Here is a 21,901-nt window from a genome sequence, read left to right as displayed (position 1 = left end):
TTAGTTATTAAGTAATTTAAGTCTTTCTACTTAAATTAAATAGAACCTTTTATTGTCAGTATGTGTACTACAGGATGAAGTGCGGAATGTGGGTTCTTAGGCAGGGGGAGTAAATCTTATTTTACGAGTCACCTTGAAAGGGCTAATTTTAGGACTAGCCCTTTCAAGGTGGGTAAAAATTCTCGAAAATAAATACTTCTCTAACCTCTTGTCTCTGTGTTTTCTGCACATAGTAAGGTAAAAAATTACTTTTGAACCGCAGAGGCACAGAGAGCGCTGAGAAAAAACAATCTTATTTTACGAGTCACCTTGAAAGGGCTAATTTTAGGACTTACGCACTAGACAAATTCATTATCTTGTGGTTCAAGGAGAATTCGTCGTTTCAGGCTTTTATCAATGAGCCTTTGATAAATAGCGATCGCTACTATAAAATAAGTTTTAATCTAGGTTAGAATTCGCGGACATGATATAAGGCTTTGCCACGGATAATATTAGGATTATCGCACCAAAGAACGTTATTTTTTTCAAGCATTGCTAGTTATTTTGTAAATGTTAATAACGTGCGCCTTTGTTGGATACTCACGTAGTATTAGAAATTAGACAGAAGTACAAAGTGAATGGGACGACAATGAAATCACTTGGATCTAAGTCAAGGATAGAATTACTTGAGCAAGCGATGCCTCCTTTTACTCACTCAAAAGATTGGTCATGGCCATTCTGGGCTGCTGTGCCACTCTACCCCTACGGGAGGCGGCGCACACTTCGCAAGGAAATAATCGAGGATACTATCTGGACATTCGATCAGCTTCAGGGCATTCTCTATACCACTGTGCCGATTCGGATGACTTTAGTCAAACTCGCTGCCGGAGGATTTCTGGTCTATGCACCCGTTGCTCCAACAACTGAGTGTGTGCGCTTGGTTAATGAGTTGGTAGCAAAGCATGGTGAAGTTAAGTACATTGTATTGCCAACCAGTTCTGGTCTTGAGCATAAAGTCTTCGTTGGCCCCTTTTCTAGATGCTTTCCTCAAGCACAAGTTTTTGTTGCCCCACATCAATGGAGTTTCCCGTTCAATCTGCCCCTTAGTTGGCTAGGCTTTCCCCAAAAACGAACTCAAGAACTTCCAGACGATTCAAGCCTTGCTCCCTTCGCTTTGGAGTTTGACTATGCAATATTGGACATCAACTTGGGACGAGGGTCTTTTGCAGAAGTTGCAGTATTTCACAAGCGATCGCACACTCTGCTTGTAACTGATTCTATACTTTCTGTTCCAGTTGACCCACCAGAAATCCTCCAATTAGATCCTTATCCTTTACTGTTCCATGCAAGGGACAATGCCCTGGAGACAATCGAAGACAATGAAGACAACCGCCGCAAGGGATGGCAACGCATTTCATTGTTTGCGATTTACTTCCGTCCTAGTGTGCTGGAAGTTACTCCAATTGGAAAGATGTTTCGTGATGCTCTCAAAGCACCACAGCGATCGCTAAAAACGTACTTTGGTTTATTTCCTTTTCGCTGGCAAGAAACCTGGAAGCAGGCATTCGATGCTCTACGAGGTCAGGGGCGACCATTTGTCGCACCGATTCTGCAAATCCTCATTTTTCCCCAAGCACCAAGACAAGTCCTCAACTGGGCTGATACAGTTGCAAGTTGGGATTTTCAGCAGATTATTTCCTGTCACTTTGACTCGCTAATTTTTGCAAATCCGCGTCAATTTCGGCAAGCATTTGCTTTCCTTGAGAAAAATCCCTCTGTAAGTAAAGACTTTTCTTCTAGCGATCAACCTCTATTGGAGGAAGACTTAAGATTCATTAAGGAACTTGAAGCCGGTCTAGTTAAGCGCAAGATTGCAACGCCAGCGAAAGAGTTGATCTAAGGATGTCTATGTTTTATACAGCAGGGTTCCAAGTGCCGTGGAAGCTGTGGGGGATGACGCTGGGTAATCCTAGTTTGCAAACGGGATCGGCATCCAGGCGATCGCTATCAAATATCCAAAGTTCGCTATTATGAGAATTACCATCGTAGACAACGGTTAACACCCAACTTTGTGCAGGGTTTTGAGTGTCTTGGGCGGGGATGGGTTCTGAAGGATAACGATTTTCTCCTAAGTCTGCTTCGGTGAGGGTTTCGGTTTTGTTGTCGAAGCGGGCGATCGCATTTACTACTTCTTGGCTAATATCTGTTCCTGAACGGAATGTTGACATATATGTGTACCGAGAAGCTTGCCCTACGTTTTGCTGTGGTACATTGGGAAATTCACAATGTTGGTTTAATAGTTGCTGAATTGACGTAACTTTGCCAGTTTGAGGATGCAGATGAACTCGCCCTAGTGTACTTTTAGCTGGGGTGTGAGTCTCACCTGTAGCTACTTCCTTGAGATATTGGTTAGTTTGAAAATCTTCATAACGGGCGATATCCACAATCACTGAACCGCTAGCATCTACATAACCGTTAGCAAAATGCCATTGGAACCAAGGTTCGGTTTCTCCACGACTCACTACAGATAGCGTTTCTCGATCAATAACTAAAATCTGAGTTCCTAATCTAGGTTGCCACTCTAGCGAATCACTATAGTTGTTTATCCCTATTAGCAGGGGTAAAACATTCAACCGCACTGGTGGAATGAAAAATACAAGATACTGCCCTGCTAAAACAAAATCATGCACCAATGGTACACCATCTAGCTGGTATGCGGCTTGTTGGATAATCTGGCCAGTAGAATCGCTTTTGTAAATATTAAGCGTCGCATTTTGTCCAGGGCTGATGCCAAAGTTAAAAATCTCCCCTGTTTGCTTGTCACGCTTATAATGTGCGGAATAGCTTAATCCTTTAGTTAACCCCCCTAAATCATCTTCGCCCCAAGTTTCTAAAGTTTGTAAATCGAGGGCATGGGGTTTACCACCTTCCCACAGCGCCAAAAGTTTATCTGGAAGTGCTAATACTGAAGTGTTGGCAGCATTCTTGATGGGTTTTTGCCATTGATTCCAAATTGGCCCTGGTGCAGTCATGCCATAATTGCCGTAGAGTAGTTTACCTGCTGCGGCTTCTTGTTGATAGCCAGAGGTTTGCACGTAGCGATAAACCCCGGTTGCACCTGCATCGTTAAAATTTACAGCCAGAATTGCTCCATCTCCATCAAACCAGTGTCCCATCTGAATGCCACCGCGTTCTAGCCGTGCGGGGCCATTGCGGTAAAGTGTGCCACGCAACCCATCTGGAATTTTGCCAGAGATAATTGGCAGTTGGGTAGAGAGAAATTCTTTTGCTGGTTCTGCTATCGCACCTGCCCAAGCTTTTTTAGTTGACTTTTTATCGATTGTATGCAGCATATCAAATTTTGTTTAATAAATTATCGATGTACATAGTTACTAGGACTTACGCATTGACAGAAAACAATAAATATGCAATGCGAAAAAACCAGATTTCTCGTAGGGGTTTAGCATTGCTAAACCCCTACCCCACGGGTAATTTATCGGTAAAAACATAATTAGTCAAAGTCTGAAACCAGCTATTTCGGTGAAAGCATACCATAACTAATTTGTACAGTGCGTAAGTCCTAGAGCATCGATTCAGTAATCAAAAACCTAACCCCCCAGCCCCCAACCCTTGTAGGGTTGGGGGAGCCAAACTCCCCTTTCCGCTTCGGAGAGGGGTTGGGGGAGAGGTTCTTCCAGGATTACTGAATTGGTGTCCTAGTTACATTCTTACATTTTTATCTTTGTTGCAATTTTATAACAATGCCTCTGGCTGTAGATGTTAGGCACTAATTACCGCAAATGTAGTTAGCAACCGACGAGGTGCTGTTTCAGAAAGTGGGAACTCTTCTAAATAAAGTTCCGTTGCTTCCCGTAAATTAGCGATCGCTTCTTCTATCGTCTCTCCTTGGCTGGCGGTTCCCACCTCTGGACATTCAGCTACATAAACATCCTCTTCCCAATGCAAGATTGCTGTAAAGGTTTGAGTTTTTGTATCTTTAGCCTGTTGTAATGAACTCATGGAGCGTTTATCTGGCTATCTTTTGATTTTTCTATTGTTGCTTAACTACCTGGAACCAACAACATCCGCGCCTCAATTGCTTCCCAGGTTTGGGGTGACACCCGCACTGCTGCTTGTTTGCATTGGATGATGAGGTGATTGGCGTAGAGATAATTTTCCAGTGCTTTTATTTCTCCCTCAGATAAATCGATCATTTTTAGGGTGAGATTAAAAGCATTGAGTAAGGTTTGTTGCAGGCGTTTGGCAAATGCCAGACGTGCTTCCCTTGGCTGTTTATCATCAGGAATTCTAGCTTTAAGTGCTTCTAGTTGGGCGATCAGCACAGTAAAGTTGAGGTTATTGAAGATTTCTGATTTTTTTAGATCATGAGTATAGGTGTCGGCGATGGCGTAGGCGTTGGCGATGGCGTAGGCGTAGGCGTAGGCGATGGCGTAGGCGATGGCGTTGGCGATGGCGTAGGCGTTGGCGATGGCGTTGGCGATGGCGTAGGCGTTGGCGATGGCGTAGGCGATGGCGTTGGCGTAGGCGTAGGCGTTGGCATTGGCGTTGGCATTGGCGTTGGCGTTGGCGTTGGCGTTGGTGTAGGCGTTGGCGTTGGCGTTGGCGTAGGCGTAGGCGTAGGCGATCGCAATAGCAACTGCACGTTTACCCACAGGTTTAAAATCCCCTGGCGATCCAACTGTTACATGTTCTGCCCAATTTAATAAAGCTTGTAACTTCGGGATATTAATATATTTTTGCGCTTCCTTTTCCATCAGCAGCAGCAAATCATCTGCACCACCGCGCATTAACCCGGCTACTAACAAAAACACCTCTTTCCAGCGTTTATCTATTAGGTGTTCAGTAACTAACTTCTCAACTTGGCGATGGTCATCAATATATTGTGCTGTTAAATATTCTTGTAGCGTTAGATGAGAGAAGGAAAAGACATCTTCGGCTCGTTCTACCAAAATTCCTTGTTGAATTGCGATCGCATTCAGCACTGATTCCCCATCTAAATGCTGAGGTGCATTCAGATTACTCGCTAAAAATGTTTTAATTTGCTGAACAATATCGCGCTGTGAAAAGAATAGCCTGTCAGACTCAAAACCTGTATAAGCAATCTCTGATAATAATATCTCTTCTAATTCTGTGTGCAGTCCTTGATAAATCTCATCTCTGAGAATTCGCTTTTCTGATGCCCACTCTTCTAGCAATATCCGCAGTGCCTTCCGGTAAAGAACACTGCGATTATCTGGAAAACTTTGGGAACGATCATAAACTAAACACAAAAATGTCAGCAATAAAGGTGTGTGCGCCAACTCTTTTGCAGCTTTATGTTCTGGTTTTTGCAGTAACTCCCAGCATTTCTCGCCTGTCTTCGCCTGCTTGTCTACGTCTGATTGAAACCAGTTATAAATAAATTGCTCAATTTGAGCATCGTCGAAATCTGCCATTGATACATCGCTAAAGCGACGAAAAGCGCTGCGATAAGCCGCCGTGCGACAGGAAGCAATGAAACGATTTTGATCATACTTGTCAACAAAGTTTTGAATTTGACTAATTGCCTCAGTCAAGTTTTTTGTCGGTACTTCATCCAAACCATCTAGCAAAATTAGTAAGTTACCTTTTTCTAAGGCTTTGGCTGTAAATTGCTCTGGTGATGGAAAGCCGCAAGTACGAAACTCTTCAGCAATAAACGTTTCAATATTGATATCGCTGGATGCAAACCTTTTCAATTCAATAAAAACTGGAATGCAAGCGTGTTTAAACCCTCCTTTTTTACCTTTGAGCGCTTCTAGTCCCATTTTCCGCACAAATGTAGACTTTCCTGCACCAGGGCCACCAAGCACCATCAAATATTGCTTATCGTTAGCAACTTTAATTCCTGCTTGTTTTTTTACATCGTGAGATTGAAAACTTCGGCTTTTAGCTTGGCGATAAACTTCTTCTAAATTCTGAATAGATTCAAAACTACGAATAGCATCATCACCTAAAAACTGGACTGCTGTATAGATCGATTCCAATTTTAGAGGATCACGCATTCCCAATACTTTGAGAATGCCATGCCGTTCTTCGTAGTTATTTTCATATTGATTTGATGCATCAAAAATTAACTTCTTGGTTTTTTCATCCAGAGTTTTGCCCAATCCTCCTAAAACCTGACCACCGATTTGGACAAACATAGCGGCGACACCGCTAACGGCTGATATCGCCCAAGGTTCCATTCCTGTCATAAGATTATCAGCTAATATATCTAAAAATTAAAGCAAAGTTGTATTATCCAACTCTAAGCTCTATTATGACAACTACACCAAGCTTCAATTCCTGGGTTATCTGTCCCCAACCAAATCCTCAAGCAAACTTGCGTTTATTCTGCTTCCCCTACGCTGGTGGGAACTCGGCAATTTTTCGCACATGGCCTAATAATCTACCTAGTAATGTCGAAGTCTGTGCTGTAGAATATCCGGGACGGGGAAGACAGATTAAGTCAGCACCCTTGACGCGATTAGAATCTCTTGTTGAAGCGATCGCTCCAGTTCTGCTACCATACTTAGACAAACCATTCGCCTTCTTCGGTCACAGTATGGGCGGATTAGTTAGCTTTGAGTTGACCCATCTACTTCGCTCTAAATATAGTCTTGCTCCCTTTCATCTCTTCATATCTGCTCGTCGCGCCCCGCAAATCCCGTCCACAAAACCACCACTCCACATCCTATCAGACTCTGATTTACAAGGCGAGCTAGGCAGTCTTAACGGTACACCCAAAGCAGTACTAGAAAGTGCGGAACTAATGCAGATGTTCCTCCCCATTTTGCGGGCAGATTTTTCCGTTCTGGAAACTTATATTTACACTCAAAAACAACCTCTGGAATGTCCGATTACTGTTATTGGTGGTTTGCAAGACCAAGAAGTTAATCATGACGAATTGCAAGCATGGCGAGAGCAAACGATCGCTGCTTTCTCATTACATAAGTTTAATAGTGACCACTTTTTTATCCATTCCCAGCAAGAATTATTATTAAAACTTATATCTCAAGAATTGCAGATGCGTAATAAGCTAAACCATATCTAGTTTGCATATCTAAAATTTTTATAACTCTTGTGGGGTGGGCAACATGAGCGCCTTAATTATGCAAGTTTATTTGTGGAATAGCTTAGTTATTAGACAAAAAGGAGTTAGGAGTCATATCATGTCCGTATAATTAGTTATGCTAACCACAGTCATTGCACCCCACACGCCAGATGCTCCACTTGGGGAGACCCCAAAACCGCCAAAGCTCCCCTTAATCCCCTCCGCGCTTTTCGGGAGGGGAGACAAAGCGTAGCTTTGGCGGGGGTGGGGTTCTTCCGGTTTAATAAGCAATCAAGCGGACATGATATCAGAATATAAACCACGTCTATCTTGAAACCTATAGTTCTTCCATGATGAAAAGGATTTGCCCTCATCCCCCAACCCCGAATCCCTCTCTCTGGGATTCGGGGAGCCTGAATGGGGAGCCTGAATTTCAAACTCCCTCTCCCAGATTTGGGAGAGGGATTTAGGGAGAGGGTGAAAACGACGGTTCTCAACTAAGATTTGGTTTAGTATTTTTCTAACTCGCTGAACTTCTGATGTACAATATTTTTGCTGTTTATTTTTGGGTTGCGATCGCTAACTTTGCCCCTTCAACTTTACGAACCCGATCCATCACCGCTACTACCCGACCATAATCAACTTTTTCATCAGCATTAATAATTACCAACACTTCTGGGTTTGAACCAACTAGAGTACGTACTTGCTTTGTCAAATCATCAATGGCAATTGGTTTACGGTTCAGGCTTACCTGTTCTTTTTCATCTACGGTAATCGTAATTTTAGTAGGAATTTGCTGTTGTTTTGCTGTGCTAGCCTTCGGTAAATTTACAGGTAAACCTTCTGAGCGGGTTAAAAACAGAGTTGACATGATAAAAAATGTCAAAATTGCAAATATCACGTCAATCATCGGCACGATGTTGATCTGTAGTGGAAGTTCTGGTTCATCTGGTAAACGCATAAGTTTTTTCTCCTCTTTCATAACGACGGCGGTATAGCATTTCTCAGTTGAGTGAAGTACAAGAACCCCACCCCCAACCCCCTCTTCGCTTGCGAAGAGGGGGCTACGATGTACCTTACGTAATTAGGAAACGCTATAAAGTAATTCTAACTGTCCCTCATACTCAATCTAAATCCTTAGATGGACGCAGATGGACGCAGATAATTTTGATAATTAATTAAGTAGGTAGGCATAATTAAATATAAGATCAAACCTCACCCTCAATCCCTCTCCAAAGCATGGGAGAGGGAAGCCGGATTGAGGGTGAGGTTTTATATTTAATTTGACCCACTTAATTATCTGTGTTTATCTATTTTAATTAGTTTATGAATGAAGAATTAGCAAGTAATTCTAAGCTACACATTAACGACTGGGCTGATGCTGCTGCTCGTAAGGCTTTTGTCCATGATGTTACATTTGAAGGAAGGATGGTAACCGATATCTACAACGGGCTACACCTACGCGCTTTTTCTCATCTAGAGCAACCAATAGCCCACTCTCTACAACAATATAAGCGGGTATTATTATTAAATGAGCTTGCGGTAAGTAGAAATAGTTCACTTCCTTCGTTCGAGGTGAGTGATGCAGCCTAAAGTTATTTTTGGGAATGCTGCTAGCGAAGGTGCAAATCGCTGGGGTTGGTTTATGGGTTACTTCATCACCCCAGATGACGATCCTCGCTCAACCACAGCACTAGAAATAAAGTGGGGTGTCCATAAAGCAGGAGACTCTAGAACTGAGTGGGCAGTAAATGACACAGCCGCGACTCTTTCGATCTTGATTAATGGCCAATTTTGCCTTCAGTTTGAGGATCGGGAGATGATTCTATCTCGTGAGGGCGATTATGTGCTGTGGTGTGCGGGTGTGCCACATTGTTGGGTTGCTCAGTCTGACTGTACTATTCTAACGGTGAGATGGCCTTCAACACCAGGCGATAGTGTAGCAGTGCGATCGCTAGAATAAGAATTTTCACCCCACATTCTGCACTTCTTCGGAATAAGGGACTGACAAGAAAGAAATTACCCAAATGAGACGAACCACTCCAGACACAGAGAGAAGTTGCGTGCGCGGGTTAAGAGCGTTGAGCAAACTTTGGGAGAACACAGAGGAATGATGAGGAGAGAGTTTTTTCATTAGTTTTTTGGGTATTTTTTTATTTGTCAGTCCCTAACCCTCTTTCCCCAAGAGCCTCTCCTGCCCCCTTACCTCTTTTTCAACACCATGTTTGCACAACATGACCCTTCAACTGTTGACCTAACCAAGGTGTATTTTGTGAAAGTGTATAAAGACTTTTTCGTTCGACTTTCCAGGTTTGTTGGGGATCAAATAAAGTAAGTTCTGCTGGTTGATGAGGTAGAATCGCACTAACTTTTTGCCCCAAACACTCTGCTGGACTGGTACTCAATGCCCGCCATAATTCTAAAGCTGTAAATTCTTCAGTTTCAACGAGATATTGCCATAGCAAAGGTAATGCTAACTCTAAACCAATTGCTCCTGGAGGCGCTTCGGCAAAGGCTTGGACTTTTTCTTCATAGCTGTAGGGTGTGTGATCAATAGCGATCGCATCTATCACACCTGTACGCACCCCTGCACGCAATGCCACTACATCACGCGGATTTCCTAACGGCGGGTCTAAATGCAAGCTAGTGTTATAACTCTTAACAGCTTTTGTATCAAGTAAAAGATGCATCCAGGTGGTGCTAGCGGTGATGGGTAAACCAGCAGCCTTGGCTGAAGCGATCAGTTCCACGCTGCGAGATGTAGAGACGCGCATGATATGGACTGGTGTACCGATGGTTGCAACCAATTCTAATAAAGCTGCTAACGCACTAGTTTCTGCACTGGCGGGTATTGGCGGTAAACCGAAACGCAGAGCATCTACCCCTTCTCTCATTACACCATTTGCTGCTAACTGGCGATCGCTAGGCCAAAATGCTACTGGTTTACCCAACGGCTGGATATACTCTAACACTCGCCGCACCAGCGCCAAATTTTCTAAGGGCTTACCATCGCTAAAACCAACAACTCCAGCAGACGCTAAATTTGCCAATTCCGTCATTTGCTTCCCAGCAACATCTAGGGTGATAGCACCCCAGATATGAAGCAGGGGAGGCAAATTCTCCTTTGCCCTGCCCCTTTGCCCCTCTGCCTTCTTTTGCTGCAACTGCGCCACAAGTGCAGGGTTATCAATAGCTGGGGATGTATTGGGTAAGATGTTAATTCTAGTAAAGCCGCCAGCAGTAGCAGATTGTAAGAGAGACAACAAGGTTTCGCGTTCTTCAAACCCTGGTTCACCGGAATGGCTGTACAAATCCACTAACCCAGGTCCAATAACTAATCCCCGACAATCTCTAATGGGAGTATCGGGGCTGATGTCAGTGATGTGCGAAGCCACTTCTTGGATATAACCATCAGCAATCAGCACATCAAAGAGTTCATCGATTTCAGAAACTGGGTCAATTACCCGTACTTTTTGCAGCAGTTCAATCATAAAACTTTTTAGTTAAGAGTTAAAACTTAAGAGTTATGAGTTAAGAGTTAGGTGTTATAAGTTATTTGTTCCTCGCTCATCACTTTTAACTTTATTTATCACTCCTAACTCCTCACTCCTCACTCCTAACTCCTAACTTTATTCCTTACTCCTAACTTTATTCCTTACTCCTAACTCCTCACTCCTCACTTTATTCCTAACTCCTCACTCCTCACTCCTCACTTTATTCCTAACTCCTCACTCCTCACTCCTCACTTTATTCCTAACTCCTAACTCCTCACTCCTAACTTTATTCCTAAATTTTTTACAACGCTCCTGCTGCTGTTTTATCTAGTACGCCTCCACCGAAGTGAGCGGTGATGTTCATCGCTTGCAATACTGGTAAACTATCGATTCCACAAGGATAGTCGATAACACTAACTGCACCATTACCCTGGCGGAAATTCCAGAAATTTTCTAGCGATAAACCCAGAATGTGACAAAGTAAAGTTTTATTAGTTGCGTCGTGAGCTACTACTAATACCGTTTTGAATTGATTCGTTGATGCAGTTTGTACAATTGATTGCCAAGCTGCAACGCTACGTTCCCACACCTCTTGCAAATTTTCTCCTTCAGGCATTTGCACTTGGGCTGGGACTAACCGCCAGCGCTGCAATTCTCCGGGGAATTCTTGCTCTATCTCTGTTTCAAATTTTCCTTCCCAGAGTCCGTGACTGATTTCTCGTAAACCATCTTGCAAGTCTAACTTTACATTAGGATGTTGTTTTAGGATAATCTCTGCTGTTTCTTTAGGGCGCAGCATTGGGCTACTGACAGCATTATCAATTGCTACCTCTTGAAGAAATTCACCTGCTTTTTGCGACTGTTGTCTACCGTTGTCGTTGAGAGGGACATCAATTTGTCCTTGAAACCTGGTTTGGCGATTCCAGTCAGTTTCACCATGACGCACCAATAATAACCGTATTCCTTGATGATCCGGTCGCAATGAGGGTAAACTTTCCCCAGTGTGTTGCGTCTGATTTAAAGATTCTAGTTGAACTGGTTCCCCCAATCCTCCAGCAAAATTTAGTACGCTGATGCCACAGTTAGATTGCTGTATTGAATGGTAGCGACTTGGAGGAATTCCCAAGGCTGTGCTAATCAGGGCGCGATTAATGCCATTATGTCCCACTATGAGAATAGTTTCGCCTTGATGTTGAGATAAAGTTTCTTGCCAAAACTGCCGTGCTTGTTCGTATAAAGCAAGAACGGGAAAATGTTCTCTTGTCCCTTGTGCATCATTCAACAGCATCCGCAGTTCGTCGGGGCGTTGATGCCAAGTGCGGTAGTCTTCGGCAAATTTCTGCTTAACTTCAGCAGTTAGCAGTCTTTCCCATAAAGGTAAGTCGATTTCTAGCAGCAAATCAGAAACTTGGATTACAGCAGACTGTTCAGGATGAGTAGCTAACTCACTATGGATAATATCTGCTGTGTGTTTCGCTCGTTGCAGGGGACTGCTGTAAATCGCATTAAATAAAATATTGCTGAGGGCTTTGCCAACAATGCTTGCATCGTTACCACCTTTTTCGGTTAATGTTGACGCATCAGTGCGTCCCTGAATACGCCGCTCGGTGTTATAACCGCTTTGACCGTGGCGCACAATGATGACACGAGTCATCTAAAAGCCCTCCTCTGATCTAGACGATTAATTGTACTGCAAAATGATTACACATTTAGTGACTCACGAAGGCGGATTTAGTTAGGTACGAAACTTTATTCTTGTAGAGGACGTAGGATGAGCAGTTATTTTAGCTGCTGTGTTAAGGATGTTTGCTAAAAGGATGTTTGAATATTGATCCCTCAACCCTCTTTTTAAGGCTAAGGTGTATACACAAGACATCTCCGACAATGAATGACGCTTTCTTCGTAGCGGCACGTTCGCGGAGCGTCTCGTAGAGAAGTGCCATTTCGCGTCTCTACAAGGGTTTCAGGTTACGCATATTTAATTTCTGGAGATGTCTAGTTTTTAACCGCTGTAATACCCCTGGCTACGAGACGTTGAGGCAGGGGTATTACAGCGATTTGATAAAGCATCTAGGCTCGAAACTACAGCGTCAACCTTTATACCTAAATTATTCTCTCCTTATATCTAACTGTACTTGCAATCCATCATTCTCATTTCCAGACTGAGCTGGTGCTAATAAAACAGAAGTGTCTGGCTGTGATAATGAGCCGTTCAACTGTATTTTGACTGGAGTTTTATTATCTCTTCGATTATTGTTCGAGATGCTTGCTGGATTAGTTTGCTCAAAAAAGCTTTTAAAGTCTTGTTGGGCTGTTCTACGATCAATTCCAACGAGAGAATTACCAGTTAATCTGTATTGCTCTAGATTTGAGCTTGATGTTGGTGACTGTGCGTATACTTGGCTTCCTAAGCTTGCAAAGGCTGCCGTAATCCCCAATAAAGCAATAATTTTGGTGTTCATCTGTTTTATCCAAATTATCTTTAATATTGCTCGTCTATTATTGTCTGGGAAAATTGTTTGAATTAACTCTATCGTTAGGTTCTACTACACTAATTATATTGCGTATATACTTAGACTGTCAAGCCGTAATGTTGTTTTAAGCATTACCAAGCTATAACCAATGGTATCTCTTAGGAAATTGGATTATTTGGTTCAGTTTCTAAGCGATCGCAGTTAAGTTGCTTGAGATATGCCATGATGAAATCAGGGATATTCTCAGCTAAATCAATCACATTCCCAAGTTGTAGTGGGAATAATTTTTTGATGACAAGTTGCTTCTCTACGACGCTGTGCGAAGGCAATTGCGATCGCCGCAGTTTAAAGTATCAAATCCTGTCTGATCTTATTTACTTATTAACACACTGCTTTTGGGGACTTCCAAATTTAAAAATATCGAAAAATCTCATATAACAATCCTCTTTCCTCTTCCTATCTCTGCGCCCTCTGCGCCTAATAAGGTTCGTTTTATTGGATAATTTATTTCTTGGAAATCCCTTGTTCTAAATTTCGCAATAAAGTTAAAAAATTTAGATTTAGCTGGGTTTTCATCAACAAAAACATCTTTTTCATCAACAAAATTATCTTTTTGATCAACAAAAACATCTTTTTCATCAACAAAAACATCTTTTTCATCAACAAAAACATCTTTTTCATCAACAAAATTATCTTTTTCATCAACAAAAACATCTTTTTCATCAACAAAATTATCTTTTTGGTGATAAATACTGATACTCACATAATATAAGATACAAATTTATGAGGATTTTACCGAACTAAAATACAGCTTTAGTAAGGCAAACTAGCTCTAAAGCAGAATGAAAGGGATATATTTATGCCTGGTCACAAACGTACATACCGAGTTTTAGAAAAAGCTGAATTAAGAGTGGCGGGAATTAAAGCAATTGATCCTAATATGGATTTTGGGGATGCTCGCAACTTGCAAAACATGACACAACTAATTGAGCAGTACCGTAGCAAAATAGATGCTTATAATACTGCTTTAGCCGTGATTGACTCTTCTAGAACTGAGATGGACGAATTGGACAAAACTTTAAACGATCTCGCAGAGAAAATGCTCATTGGAGTTGCTTTTAAATACGGTAAAGATAGTCGTGAATATGAAATGGCGGGTGCTGTTCGTAAAAGCGATCGCATCCGCAAAAGCACAGCGACACGTTTAAAGACGACTCCCAAGGAAGCGGCTAGTGAGAATGCTAAAACTGCATGATAGCTTTAGTGGAGTGGATAGAGCGATCGCAAAATAATAAGCTAGATTTGGCGTTTCCAGGTTTTACCCTCACCTCCAGCCCCTCTCCCAATTTTGGGAGAGGGGAGCAAATTTTATAGTTCCCCGAATCCCAAGTTGGGATTCGGGGTTAGGGGATGAGGGCTATCAAGGTTTTTGCACCTGACGGGATGCTCCCACTCCTAGACCTTTTTCCACGGGAGTTTGACTGTAAAACGACTACCTTTACCTAACTGACTTTCAGCATGGACAGTACCACCATGCAACTCGACAATTTTTTGCACCATTACTAATCCTAAACCGGTACCTGTGGCATCGCGGTTAGAGGGATTTTCAACTTGCACAAAAGGTTGAAATAACTGGAAAAGGTCATCAGAAAGCATACCAATACCGGTATCTACCACGCTGAAAAAGATATATTCATTTGTGGAATTTGGCTGGACTTCAATCCAAACTTTGCCTCCTTCTTTAGTAAACTTGATAGCGTTAGTCAATAGGTTGATAAATACTTGGCGGATGCGGCGTTCATCGACTTGGATAGGTTCGAGTTCTTCAAGTATTTGTCCACTCAGGTGGATATTTTTTTCCAACGCTAAATGTTTGACAAAACTCAAGCTAGAGTCACATAATCCTTGAATCGAAGTCGGAGCTAATTCTAGTTCTATTTTGCTAGATTCGATATCGGTAAACTCAAGGATCTGGTTAATCAATTCTAGTAAATTCTTACCGTTGGATTCGAGAGTATTTAGGGACTGGCGCTGTTCTTCATTCACGGGGCCGTATACTTGATTTTGGAGAGCTTCTGTGATTCCCAGAATGGAGCTTAAGGGAGTCCGCAGTTGATGGCTCATATTTCCTAAAAAGGTGCTTTTGGCACGATTTGCGATTTGGGCAGCTTCTTTAGCCTCACGCAGAGCGGATTCTGCTCGTTTGCGATCGCATACTTCTAAAGTCAGGGTCACAAATTCAGCTATTGAGCTAACAAAGTTTTGCTCACTCAGTTCCCATATCCGGGGAATATCAACCTGCTCATACAATACTGTTCCCACAATTTCGCCGCCAACCCAAATGGAAGTATTAATTAGGGATACAATATTCTTCGGTTCTAGCAGTTCATCGCACAATTCTTGTATCCGTAGATCGGTGCGAGTGTCGCTGACGGCAATAATCCGCGCAGATGTCAGGGATTTAAAATAGATGGGATAATCTGCAAGGTTGCGTTCTAAACCTGCCGAATGTCTCTGATTGCTAAGTTCATAGAGACTTATACATTGTAGTTTGGTGCGATCGCCATTGAATAACCACACACTGACTAGTTCTATTTCTAAAGCATTTGCTGCTTTCTCAGTAATAACTTTGAATGCCGTTTGTAGCTTTCCTTCTGAAATCGCCTTATGATTTGCTAGTTCTGCCAACACCTGATGATGCTTTTTCAGTATGCGCTCACTGTTAATCTGTGCTTGAACCTTTTGCTGTAATTCTTGAGTTCGCTGCAAAACTTGCAATTCTAACTCTTCATTTTTGGTTATCTGTGCAGTAAAGGTTTGCCGTAACTGCTGTATCATCTCATTAAAAGATCCACCCAGCACCTCTAGTTCTTTAATGCCCTGTACTATCACCACTGAGTCTTCGCCATTAGCCAATGCTAAATCTTTTGTCGCCGCGCTGAAGTCCAAAATTGGCTGAGTTATCCAACCGGCGGTGATAATCCCCAGTAAAATAGCTAATCCTAATGCTCCCAGACAGAGAAGAATTGTAGTTTGAGTGTTGCGTTCAATTTGTCCCATAAAGTCTGCTTCTGGGACAGCCACTACTATTAACCAGTTGAGATTTAATTCCCCCTCAAAGGGTCTAATTTCTAAAAATTGTCGTTTGCCGTCAAAGGAGAAATCTACTTGCTGTAAACTTTGAATTTGGTCAAAGTTACTAAATTTAGTTGTTAAATATTTAGCGCTTGCTTGAGTCAAAGAATTCTCGCTTTGAGAAGCTGCCAACCTAATGGGTTTACCATTTTGTAAGCGGAATGGTTCTTCGGTTGTAGAACTTGCTACTAATAGCCCCGATCGCTCGATAATAAAAACTTGCCCAGACTTGCCAACAATAATATTTTGCAGCAAATCTCCAATTTGTGATATATGAGTTAGAACGCTGTTGACTCCGAGTAATTGGCCTTGGGAGTTATATATAGGTTGAGATGCACTAATTAGGAGTGTTGGTTCAGTCAGGGCTGGAAAAATCTGACTAAAGCTGAATTTTTTGGCATTAACTGCTGCTTGATAATCAGGACGCGATCGCGCATCATAGTTTTTGATCGCTTCTGGAAGTTGGGTACGTTGACCAAGAGAGTCAATTTTGTAAGTGTAGAGGTCGTACCCAGTTGACTTGTCGGCTTTTGTGAGTAAAAATTGGCGATCGTTGAGCTTTTCCACCGCTAAGTGTTCAAGCTGTTCATTGCTTGTCGTTAAAGCGATACCTGCGGCGGGCTGCGCCAACGCATCAGGAAAAATCTCTAACTGCTTTATTAAGTATGATTCCCAGGTTGCCAAATTTTCCATCTTCAGCAACCCGATGTCAATGATATTTTGATTACCCCGTAGTTCTTGACGCAAAGTTGAGAGATAAGTCTGTAAATTCTGCTCTACTCGATTAGCGACTTCATAACGCAATTCGCTAGCTACCTCATTAAGTGCCTTTTGCCCATTGTGCATCGATAAGTATGTAGATAATCCCACAGCTAGCAAGATTTGCAGCAGAAACAACGCTATCAAAATCCGATGTAGGGGTACGCCTTTAAACAGAGAAAAAACACCACTTTGTCCAGTATTTTTGTTCATCTGCCCACTCCCCCTGACTCTCTTGTAGTACTAAGTACAACACCTCGACTTCGCTGTTCTGTGGGTTTATACATAGTTTGTACTCGGTCGGGTCAAGAGCCAATATAGCACTTATGGTAAAACAACAAAATGTTAATTAACTGCATCGGTAGATTTTACCAGCCAATTATTGCGATCTTCAAAAGAACTAGTGGTCTGTCCCATTAATTTTGCGGGTTACCGAGAACCCCGACTTCTTCAAGAAGTCGGGGTTCAGAACACCACCAACCTCTAAAAACTTTTGGGAGCATCCCAAACATAATTTGTCATTGCCTACTCCTTTGGAGAACCCGCAGGATATGCTCGGCGCTGTCTGCATTTTTTGTGTATTATTCGGTAAAGTGGTTAGAGAATGTCTTTATCCTGGTTAAATGTATAAAATAATGCTTAATCAAGCATTGATTACCAAATATTAATGCTTTGAGCATTAAATGAGTATTTAATAGAGTTTAAAAGCTGTAAGTATTGATTTTGTGTTATTTCAAGGTTTTCTCAACTTAAACAAACCATTTGACTGGACTTCCCACGACTGCGTAGCGCGGGTGCGAAAATTATTGCGCCTCAAACGTGTCGGACATGCGGGAACGTTAGATCCAGCTGCGACAGGGGTTTTACCAATCGCCCTTGGTAAAGCCACAAGATTATTGCAATATCTGCCAGAAAACAAAGCCTACATTGCCACTATTCGGCTAGGTGTGCGTACCACAACCGATGATTTACAAGGTGAAGTCATCACTTCTGGTTCTTGTGGTGGATTGAGTTTGGCACAGGTGAAAAGTGCATTACCACAATTTGAAGGTAAGATTGAGCAAATACCACCGAATTACAGTGCAATTCAAGTGGATGGTAAACGTCTCTACGACTTAGCACGTCAAGGTAAAACGGTGGAAGTTCCAGTGAGGACAGTGGAAGTTTTTCAGATAGATATTTTGGACTGGAGAGAAGGAGATTTTCCCGAATTGGATGTGGCGATCGCCTGTGGTTCTGGTACATATATTAGAGCGATCGCTCGTGATTTAGGGGCAATTTTAGAAACTGGTGGTACTCTTGCGGCTTTGATTCGCACCCAAAGCAGTGGTTTCGATTTAACAGATAGTCTGACTTTGACAGATTTAGAAACTAAACTGCAAGCCGGGACATTTCAACCGATTTGGCCAGATGCAGCTTTACAACATTTGTCATCTGTTACTTTACCAGCAACATCTGCTACAAAATGGTGTCAAGGTCGGCGAATTTCTTTAACTTTCGATGTTCCTGAAATAGTTCGAGTTTATGATGAAGAGACTCGCTTTTTAGGTATTGGACAATTACAAGACGAAGTGTTGAGTCCCCAAATGGTTTTTGAACCAATTTCTTAAAACTGTGATCAGTTAAATCTTTTAATTGAACACATTTGGCTGCAATGTGTAAAATTATCATCAACAGTAAATTAAATGCTAGCTCTACCCAATAGTTGAGCAGATATTGAATCTGATATCACATATCAAACAACGAGTGATTTGCTAGTTTCCTTTAGCCAAGAGCAAATAAAACTGGGAATCAAATATGACCAGAATGGCAAACATTTAAAAGCGATTGAGAAAGGGCAAGTTCCGCCACGCGCTAATGCTGGGCTTGTTGCTTCCCAACAAGAGGGGTACGATTTGAAATCAAAAGTGTTAGGTAAAGGTGGGGATAGGCGGTTTCATGCAAAGTTTATTGATGGTGTGTTGCACTTTCCAGGTTTGGTAACAGAACATTAGTACAGAATTAAGTATGACAAGACTAGAATTAAAAAATCATTCAGTATGGCGAGATTTGACTGAAATCTTAGAAAATATAGATGCCCATAGACTAGTTCAGGAACATCTCGAACTATGTGATTATAAAGTTTGCGGCTATTGGGATGAGCAAGATAAATATTATGAAATAATTACTTTGCCTCGTCTCCTCAAAACAGAATTAATTAGCAGTTCTATTGGCTTTACTCACAAAAAACGCTTTCTCAAGTTAAAGTTTGTTTTCACAGTCTCTGGTATTGATGCTATGGATAAGCCAAGTCATAACGCTCAAAGAATTGGTGAGTTGCTTCTTATCTATGATGAAAATCTAAAATTTGTAGATGAAAATTGGCTTTTAGATATTAATTCCCGTTTTTTGGATATCAAACTTCCTGACACCTGAATACTGTAGTAGCTTGAACTGTAATCGAACACTGCAATGCTTGGCAGCTAGCCGGATGACACGATTAGAAAAATAATATAACGAATTATGACAGAAAGTCCAAATCGAATTGAGGCAATTTTAGAGCAAAAAGCAGAAAGGGCTGAAGCGAATACGACAGCGATCGCTGTTTTCACTAGACAGGAGAACCACAAGTAATGAGCGATCGCCATCCTACCACTGCTTTCCGTCTCAATGTCTACATCCAAGGTCAAGGATTCCCCATTTTGGGGTTACATGGTCATCCTGGTACTGGTCGTAGTCTATCTGTCTTTACCAATCATTTATCGAAACGTTATAAAACTTTTGCCCCTGATTTACGTGGATATGGCAAAAGTCGCTGGAATGGCAATTTTGATATGAATGACCATTTGACTGATTTAGAAGCGCTGCTAGACCGCTTTCAGATTGAAAAGTGTTTAATATTGGGATGGTCACTTGGGGGCATTCTGGCAATGGAACTGGCATTACGTTTGCCAGAGCGCATTACAGGGCTGATTTTGGTGGCGACAGCCGCAAAACCCCGTGGGAGTCATCCTCCTATCACTTGGCAGGATAATTTATATACTGGTGTTGCTGGCTTAATAAACTATATAAAACCGAGTTGGCAATGGAATATTGAAACTTTTGGTAAGCGATCGCTTTTTCGCTATTTAATCCAACAACATACATCTACTACTTACAACTACATCGCCACCGCAGCAGTACCAGCTTATTTACAAACCTCTCCTGCTGCTACTCGCGCCCTCTATACTGAAATCCAATCGGGATATAACCGACTTCTAGATTTGCCACAAATACAATGCCCTAGTTTAGTACTTGCTGGTGAACAAGACCGCCACATTACATCTAATTCCAGCTTAGAAACTGCTCAACATCTCAACAATTCTCAATGGCAGTGCTATCCAAACACTGCCCATCTTTTTCCGTGGGAAGTCCCCCAGCAGGTGCTGAATGACATTGACCATTGGCTCGAAGTTCATCCGCAGGTCATTGGTAGTCAATAGTTCAAGGGTTTTAGACTCTTAAACAAATAATTCGTAATTAAAACTCGCAATTACAAATTACGAATTACGAATTACGAATTACGAATTATATTCACTCTGGCCTAACTTAACTTAAATTTGACCGCCAAAGGCAGGCTGTACTTTGCGGTCAAATCTTTCCCCCAAGTCTTCAGCGATTGTTAAGTTATTAGGTTTGCAGCGCTTGACATTCACAGAAATTCCCGTAGCTCCTTCGATCTCCAAATCTTCTATATATCCAATGCTTGACAATTTTGCATCAGAAGAACTCAGAAATGGCCCGAAGTAGTATGTGCAACGGGGATTTTGTGTCACAATCTCTACCCACCAAGCCAAGCCGATAGAGTCGAATGTGTTAATTAACACTTCCTTGAGGTTATGCCAAATGGTTTTCATGGTTTTCGCCAGTTTATAAACATCTACAAGGTGTTAAACGATATCTTGCTTTATTATCTTTTACATTTCTTTATACTCTGTTAGTGTTATTTTTTCAAAGATATTTTTTGTAATTTATCTAAGTGCAGCGTATTTAGCGATCGCTGCCGATAAATTTCATAAAGTGTCATACCTGCTGCTACAGAAGCATTGAGACTAGGAGTCTTACCTTGTAGAGGAATCGATACTAAGAAATCACACGAGCGTTGAGTTAACATACTCAAACCTTCGCCTTCTGAGCCGATTACCAAAACAATTGGCCCAGTGAAATTGACTGTATGCACAGCTTCGCTTCCACTTGCAGCAGTGCCGTAAATCCAATAGCCAGCTTCTTTTAATTCTTCTAAGGCGCGGCCGAGGTTGACAACTCTAGCTACAGCAAAATTTTCTAAAGCGCCTGCTGCGACTTTCATCACAGTAGAAGTGATTCCAGAAGCCCTTCTTTGGGGAATCACTAAACCTTGAGCGCCTATTGCTTCGGCGGTGCGAATAATTGCTCCCAAGTTGTGGGGATCAGTAATTCCGTCAGCCACTACTATTACAGAATCGGTTACAGCTTTTGCCTGTTCAATTAGATCGGGTAATTCGATGTAAGCGTAGGGAGCAACTTGTGCCGCTACACCTTGATGATTGGCCCCGTTGGTGAGATAGTCTAAGCGCTTGGGTTCAACCTCATCAATAACTGTGCCATTTTCCTTCGCTTGCAAGAGACAATGGTGAAAGCTGGGATCGTAGCGCAAACGAGTAGTAATCCAGAGACGGTTGAGATTACGCTGATTTTGCAATGCACTCAATACTGGATGACGACCGTAGATGAGATCGCTATCTTCTTCTGTCGGTGTAGATACAGGCGGCTGGGAGAAGTTGCTATTTCGTTGGCGGGAGTTGTCAATGGGGTTGCTATCTATTTTCCTGGGATTGCGATTCGGATTAGCACTAGAGACAGCGTTGCTATCTATTTTCCTGGGATTGCGAGTCGGATTAGCACTAGAGACAGCGTTGCTATCTATTTTCCTGGGATTGCGAGTCGGATTAGCACTAGAGACAGCGTTGCTATCTATTTTCCTGGGA

At 42.1% G+C, this 21,901-nt stretch carries 21 protein-coding genes; 9 read left to right on the top strand and 12 right to left on the bottom strand.

What is annotated here, in order from left to right:
- The first annotated feature begins 676 nt into the window (after positions 1-676).
- Positions 677-1,879, top strand: coding sequence for a DUF4336 domain-containing protein (locus tag V7K32_RS26700; RefSeq protein ID WP_334997638.1), 1,203 nt, complete (start codon positions 677-679; stop codon positions 1,877-1,879).
- 13 nt (positions 1,880-1,892) lie between these two features.
- Here V7K32_RS26700 and V7K32_RS26695 read toward each other — a convergent pair whose 3' ends face one another.
- From V7K32_RS26695 to V7K32_RS26685, 3 genes are all read right to left on the bottom strand, one after another.
- Positions 1,893-3,329, bottom strand: a complete 1,437-nt coding sequence (locus tag V7K32_RS26695; RefSeq protein ID WP_334997636.1) for a carotenoid oxygenase family protein — start codon at positions 3,327-3,329, stop codon at positions 1,893-1,895.
- 430 nt (positions 3,330-3,759) lie between these two features.
- The gene (locus V7K32_RS26690) at positions 3,760-3,999 is read right to left on the bottom strand and encodes a type II toxin-antitoxin system HicB family antitoxin (RefSeq protein WP_334997632.1); all 240 of its coding nucleotides are present in this window, start codon (positions 3,997-3,999) and stop codon (positions 3,760-3,762) included.
- A gap of 41 nt (positions 4,000-4,040) precedes the next feature.
- Entirely contained in the window at positions 4,041-6,215 is a 2,175-nt protein-coding gene (locus V7K32_RS26685; RefSeq protein WP_334997630.1) for an NACHT domain-containing protein, read from the bottom strand.
- A 65-nt stretch (positions 6,216-6,280) separates the two neighbouring features.
- Between V7K32_RS26685 and V7K32_RS26680 the strand changes: the two genes are divergently transcribed.
- Positions 6,281-7,054, top strand: a complete 774-nt coding sequence (locus V7K32_RS26680) for a thioesterase II family protein (RefSeq protein WP_334997628.1) — start codon at positions 6,281-6,283, stop codon at positions 7,052-7,054.
- 559 nt (positions 7,055-7,613) lie between these two features.
- On the opposite strand, the gene V7K32_RS26675 is transcribed toward V7K32_RS26680, so the two are convergent.
- Positions 7,614-8,015, bottom strand: a complete 402-nt coding sequence (locus V7K32_RS26675; RefSeq protein ID WP_334997626.1) for an ExbD/TolR family protein — start codon at positions 8,013-8,015, stop codon at positions 7,614-7,616.
- Between the two features lie 365 nt (positions 8,016-8,380).
- Here V7K32_RS26675 and V7K32_RS26670 point away from each other — a divergent pair, with 365 nt between their 5' ends.
- Positions 8,381-8,647, top strand: coding sequence for a hypothetical protein (locus V7K32_RS26670; protein WP_334997624.1), 267 nt, complete (start codon positions 8,381-8,383; stop codon positions 8,645-8,647).
- Positions 8,637-9,017 (top strand): cupin domain-containing protein, encoded by a 381-nt coding sequence (locus V7K32_RS26665; protein ID WP_334997622.1) that lies wholly within the window; start codon positions 8,637-8,639, stop codon positions 9,015-9,017. Before V7K32_RS26670 ends, V7K32_RS26665 begins: the two co-directional genes overlap by 11 nt.
- Before the next feature lie 250 nt (positions 9,018-9,267).
- Here the strand turns inward: V7K32_RS26665 and V7K32_RS26660 are convergent, their stop codons facing one another.
- From V7K32_RS26660 to V7K32_RS26640, 5 genes are all read right to left on the bottom strand, one after another.
- Positions 9,268-10,545, bottom strand: a complete 1,278-nt coding sequence (locus V7K32_RS26660; protein ID WP_334997620.1) for a dihydroorotase — start codon at positions 10,543-10,545, stop codon at positions 9,268-9,270.
- 304 nt (positions 10,546-10,849) lie between these two features.
- Entirely contained in the window at positions 10,850-12,202 is a 1,353-nt protein-coding gene (locus V7K32_RS26655) for a histidine phosphatase family protein (protein WP_334997618.1), read from the bottom strand.
- Between the two features lie 454 nt (positions 12,203-12,656).
- Positions 12,657-13,010, bottom strand: coding sequence for a hypothetical protein (locus tag V7K32_RS26650; RefSeq protein WP_334997616.1), 354 nt, complete (start codon positions 13,008-13,010; stop codon positions 12,657-12,659).
- A 170-nt stretch (positions 13,011-13,180) separates the two neighbouring features.
- On the bottom strand, positions 13,181-13,351 hold the full coding sequence (locus tag V7K32_RS26645; protein ID WP_334997614.1) for a hypothetical protein: 171 nt from the start codon (positions 13,349-13,351) through the stop codon (positions 13,181-13,183).
- Positions 13,352-13,452: 101 nt separating this feature from the next.
- Positions 13,453-13,785 carry a hypothetical protein gene (locus V7K32_RS26640; RefSeq protein WP_334997612.1) on the bottom strand — a complete coding sequence of 111 codons (333 nt, stop codon included), beginning with the start codon at positions 13,783-13,785 and terminating at the stop codon, positions 13,453-13,455.
- A gap of 96 nt (positions 13,786-13,881) precedes the next feature.
- On the opposite strand from V7K32_RS26640, the gene V7K32_RS26635 reads away from it, so the two are divergent.
- Complete coding sequence (locus V7K32_RS26635; protein WP_334997610.1) at positions 13,882-14,277, top strand: hypothetical protein; 396 nt, start codon at positions 13,882-13,884, stop codon at positions 14,275-14,277.
- Between the two features lie 200 nt (positions 14,278-14,477).
- On the opposite strand, the gene V7K32_RS26630 is transcribed toward V7K32_RS26635, so the two are convergent.
- Positions 14,478-17,129: a sensor histidine kinase gene (locus V7K32_RS26630; protein WP_334997608.1), complete on the bottom strand. Its 2,652-nt coding sequence runs from the start codon at positions 17,127-17,129 to the stop codon at positions 14,478-14,480.
- A 512-nt stretch (positions 17,130-17,641) separates the two neighbouring features.
- Here V7K32_RS26630 and truB point away from each other — a divergent pair.
- From truB to V7K32_RS26610, 4 genes are all read left to right on the top strand, one after another.
- The gene (gene truB / locus V7K32_RS26625) at positions 17,642-18,526 is read left to right on the top strand and encodes a tRNA pseudouridine(55) synthase TruB (protein ID WP_334997606.1); all 885 of its coding nucleotides are present in this window, start codon (positions 17,642-17,644) and stop codon (positions 18,524-18,526) included.
- A 141-nt stretch (positions 18,527-18,667) separates the two neighbouring features.
- Positions 18,668-18,910 (top strand): hypothetical protein, encoded by a 243-nt coding sequence (locus tag V7K32_RS26620; RefSeq protein WP_334997604.1) that lies wholly within the window; start codon positions 18,668-18,670, stop codon positions 18,908-18,910.
- Positions 18,911-18,923: 13 nt separating this feature from the next.
- A complete protein-coding gene (locus tag V7K32_RS26615) occupies positions 18,924-19,331 on the top strand; it encodes a hypothetical protein (protein ID WP_334997602.1) in 408 nt (135 codons plus the stop codon).
- 197 nt (positions 19,332-19,528) lie between these two features.
- Positions 19,529-20,377, top strand: coding sequence for an alpha/beta fold hydrolase (locus V7K32_RS26610; protein ID WP_334997600.1), 849 nt, complete (start codon positions 19,529-19,531; stop codon positions 20,375-20,377).
- 111 nt (positions 20,378-20,488) lie between these two features.
- On the opposite strand, the gene V7K32_RS26605 is transcribed toward V7K32_RS26610, so the two are convergent.
- Positions 20,489-20,791, bottom strand: a complete 303-nt coding sequence (locus V7K32_RS26605; protein WP_229471549.1) for a DUF1816 domain-containing protein — start codon at positions 20,789-20,791, stop codon at positions 20,489-20,491.
- Positions 20,792-20,877: 86 nt separating this feature from the next.
- Positions 20,878-21,891 (bottom strand): 23S rRNA (guanosine(2251)-2'-O)-methyltransferase RlmB, encoded by a 1,014-nt coding sequence (gene rlmB / locus V7K32_RS26600; RefSeq protein ID WP_442938810.1) that lies wholly within the window; start codon positions 21,889-21,891, stop codon positions 20,878-20,880.
- Positions 21,892-21,901 lie beyond the last annotated feature (10 nt).

Source organism: Nostoc sp., from assembly GCF_036917635.1.
Taxonomy (GTDB): Bacteria; Cyanobacteriota; Cyanobacteriia; order Cyanobacteriales; family Nostocaceae; genus Nostoc.
The sequence above is the reverse complement of the archived record's forward strand: the minus strand, read 5'-3'. Positions and strand labels throughout refer to the sequence as shown.

What these genes read in the sequence shown, in the direction of transcription:
- V7K32_RS26635 (WP_334997610.1), top strand. Translation starts at nt 13,882, where the DNA reads ATGCCTGGTCACAAACGTACATACCGAGTTTTAGAAAAAGCTGAATTA.
- V7K32_RS26670 (WP_334997624.1), top strand. Translation starts at nt 8,381, where the DNA reads ATGAATGAAGAATTAGCAAGTAATTCTAAGCTACACATTAACGACTGG.
- V7K32_RS26680 (WP_334997628.1), top strand. Translation starts at nt 6,281, where the DNA reads ATGACAACTACACCAAGCTTCAATTCCTGGGTTATCTGTCCCCAACCA.
- V7K32_RS26660 (WP_334997620.1), bottom strand. Translation starts at nt 10,545, where the DNA reads ATGATTGAACTGCTGCAAAAAGTACGGGTAATTGACCCAGTTTCTGAA.
- V7K32_RS26650 (WP_334997616.1), bottom strand. Translation starts at nt 13,010, where the DNA reads ATGAACACCAAAATTATTGCTTTATTGGGGATTACGGCAGCCTTTGCA.
- V7K32_RS26615 (WP_334997602.1), top strand. Translation starts at nt 18,924, where the DNA reads ATGACAAGACTAGAATTAAAAAATCATTCAGTATGGCGAGATTTGACT.
- V7K32_RS26605 (WP_229471549.1), bottom strand. Translation starts at nt 20,791, where the DNA reads ATGAAAACCATTTGGCATAACCTCAAGGAAGTGTTAATTAACACATTC.
- V7K32_RS26655 (WP_334997618.1), bottom strand. Translation starts at nt 12,202, where the DNA reads ATGACTCGTGTCATCATTGTGCGCCACGGTCAAAGCGGTTATAACACC.
- V7K32_RS26675 (WP_334997626.1), bottom strand. Translation starts at nt 8,015, where the DNA reads ATGCGTTTACCAGATGAACCAGAACTTCCACTACAGATCAACATCGTG.
- V7K32_RS26610 (WP_334997600.1), top strand. Translation starts at nt 19,529, where the DNA reads ATGAGCGATCGCCATCCTACCACTGCTTTCCGTCTCAATGTCTACATC.
- V7K32_RS26690 (WP_334997632.1), bottom strand. Translation starts at nt 3,999, where the DNA reads ATGAGTTCATTACAACAGGCTAAAGATACAAAAACTCAAACCTTTACA.
- V7K32_RS26630 (WP_334997608.1), bottom strand. Translation starts at nt 17,129, where the DNA reads ATGAACAAAAATACTGGACAAAGTGGTGTTTTTTCTCTGTTTAAAGGC.
- V7K32_RS26685 (WP_334997630.1), bottom strand. Translation starts at nt 6,215, where the DNA reads ATGACAGGAATGGAACCTTGGGCGATATCAGCCGTTAGCGGTGTCGCC.
- V7K32_RS26700 (WP_334997638.1), top strand. Translation starts at nt 677, where the DNA reads ATGCCTCCTTTTACTCACTCAAAAGATTGGTCATGGCCATTCTGGGCT.
- V7K32_RS26665 (WP_334997622.1), top strand. Translation starts at nt 8,637, where the DNA reads ATGCAGCCTAAAGTTATTTTTGGGAATGCTGCTAGCGAAGGTGCAAAT.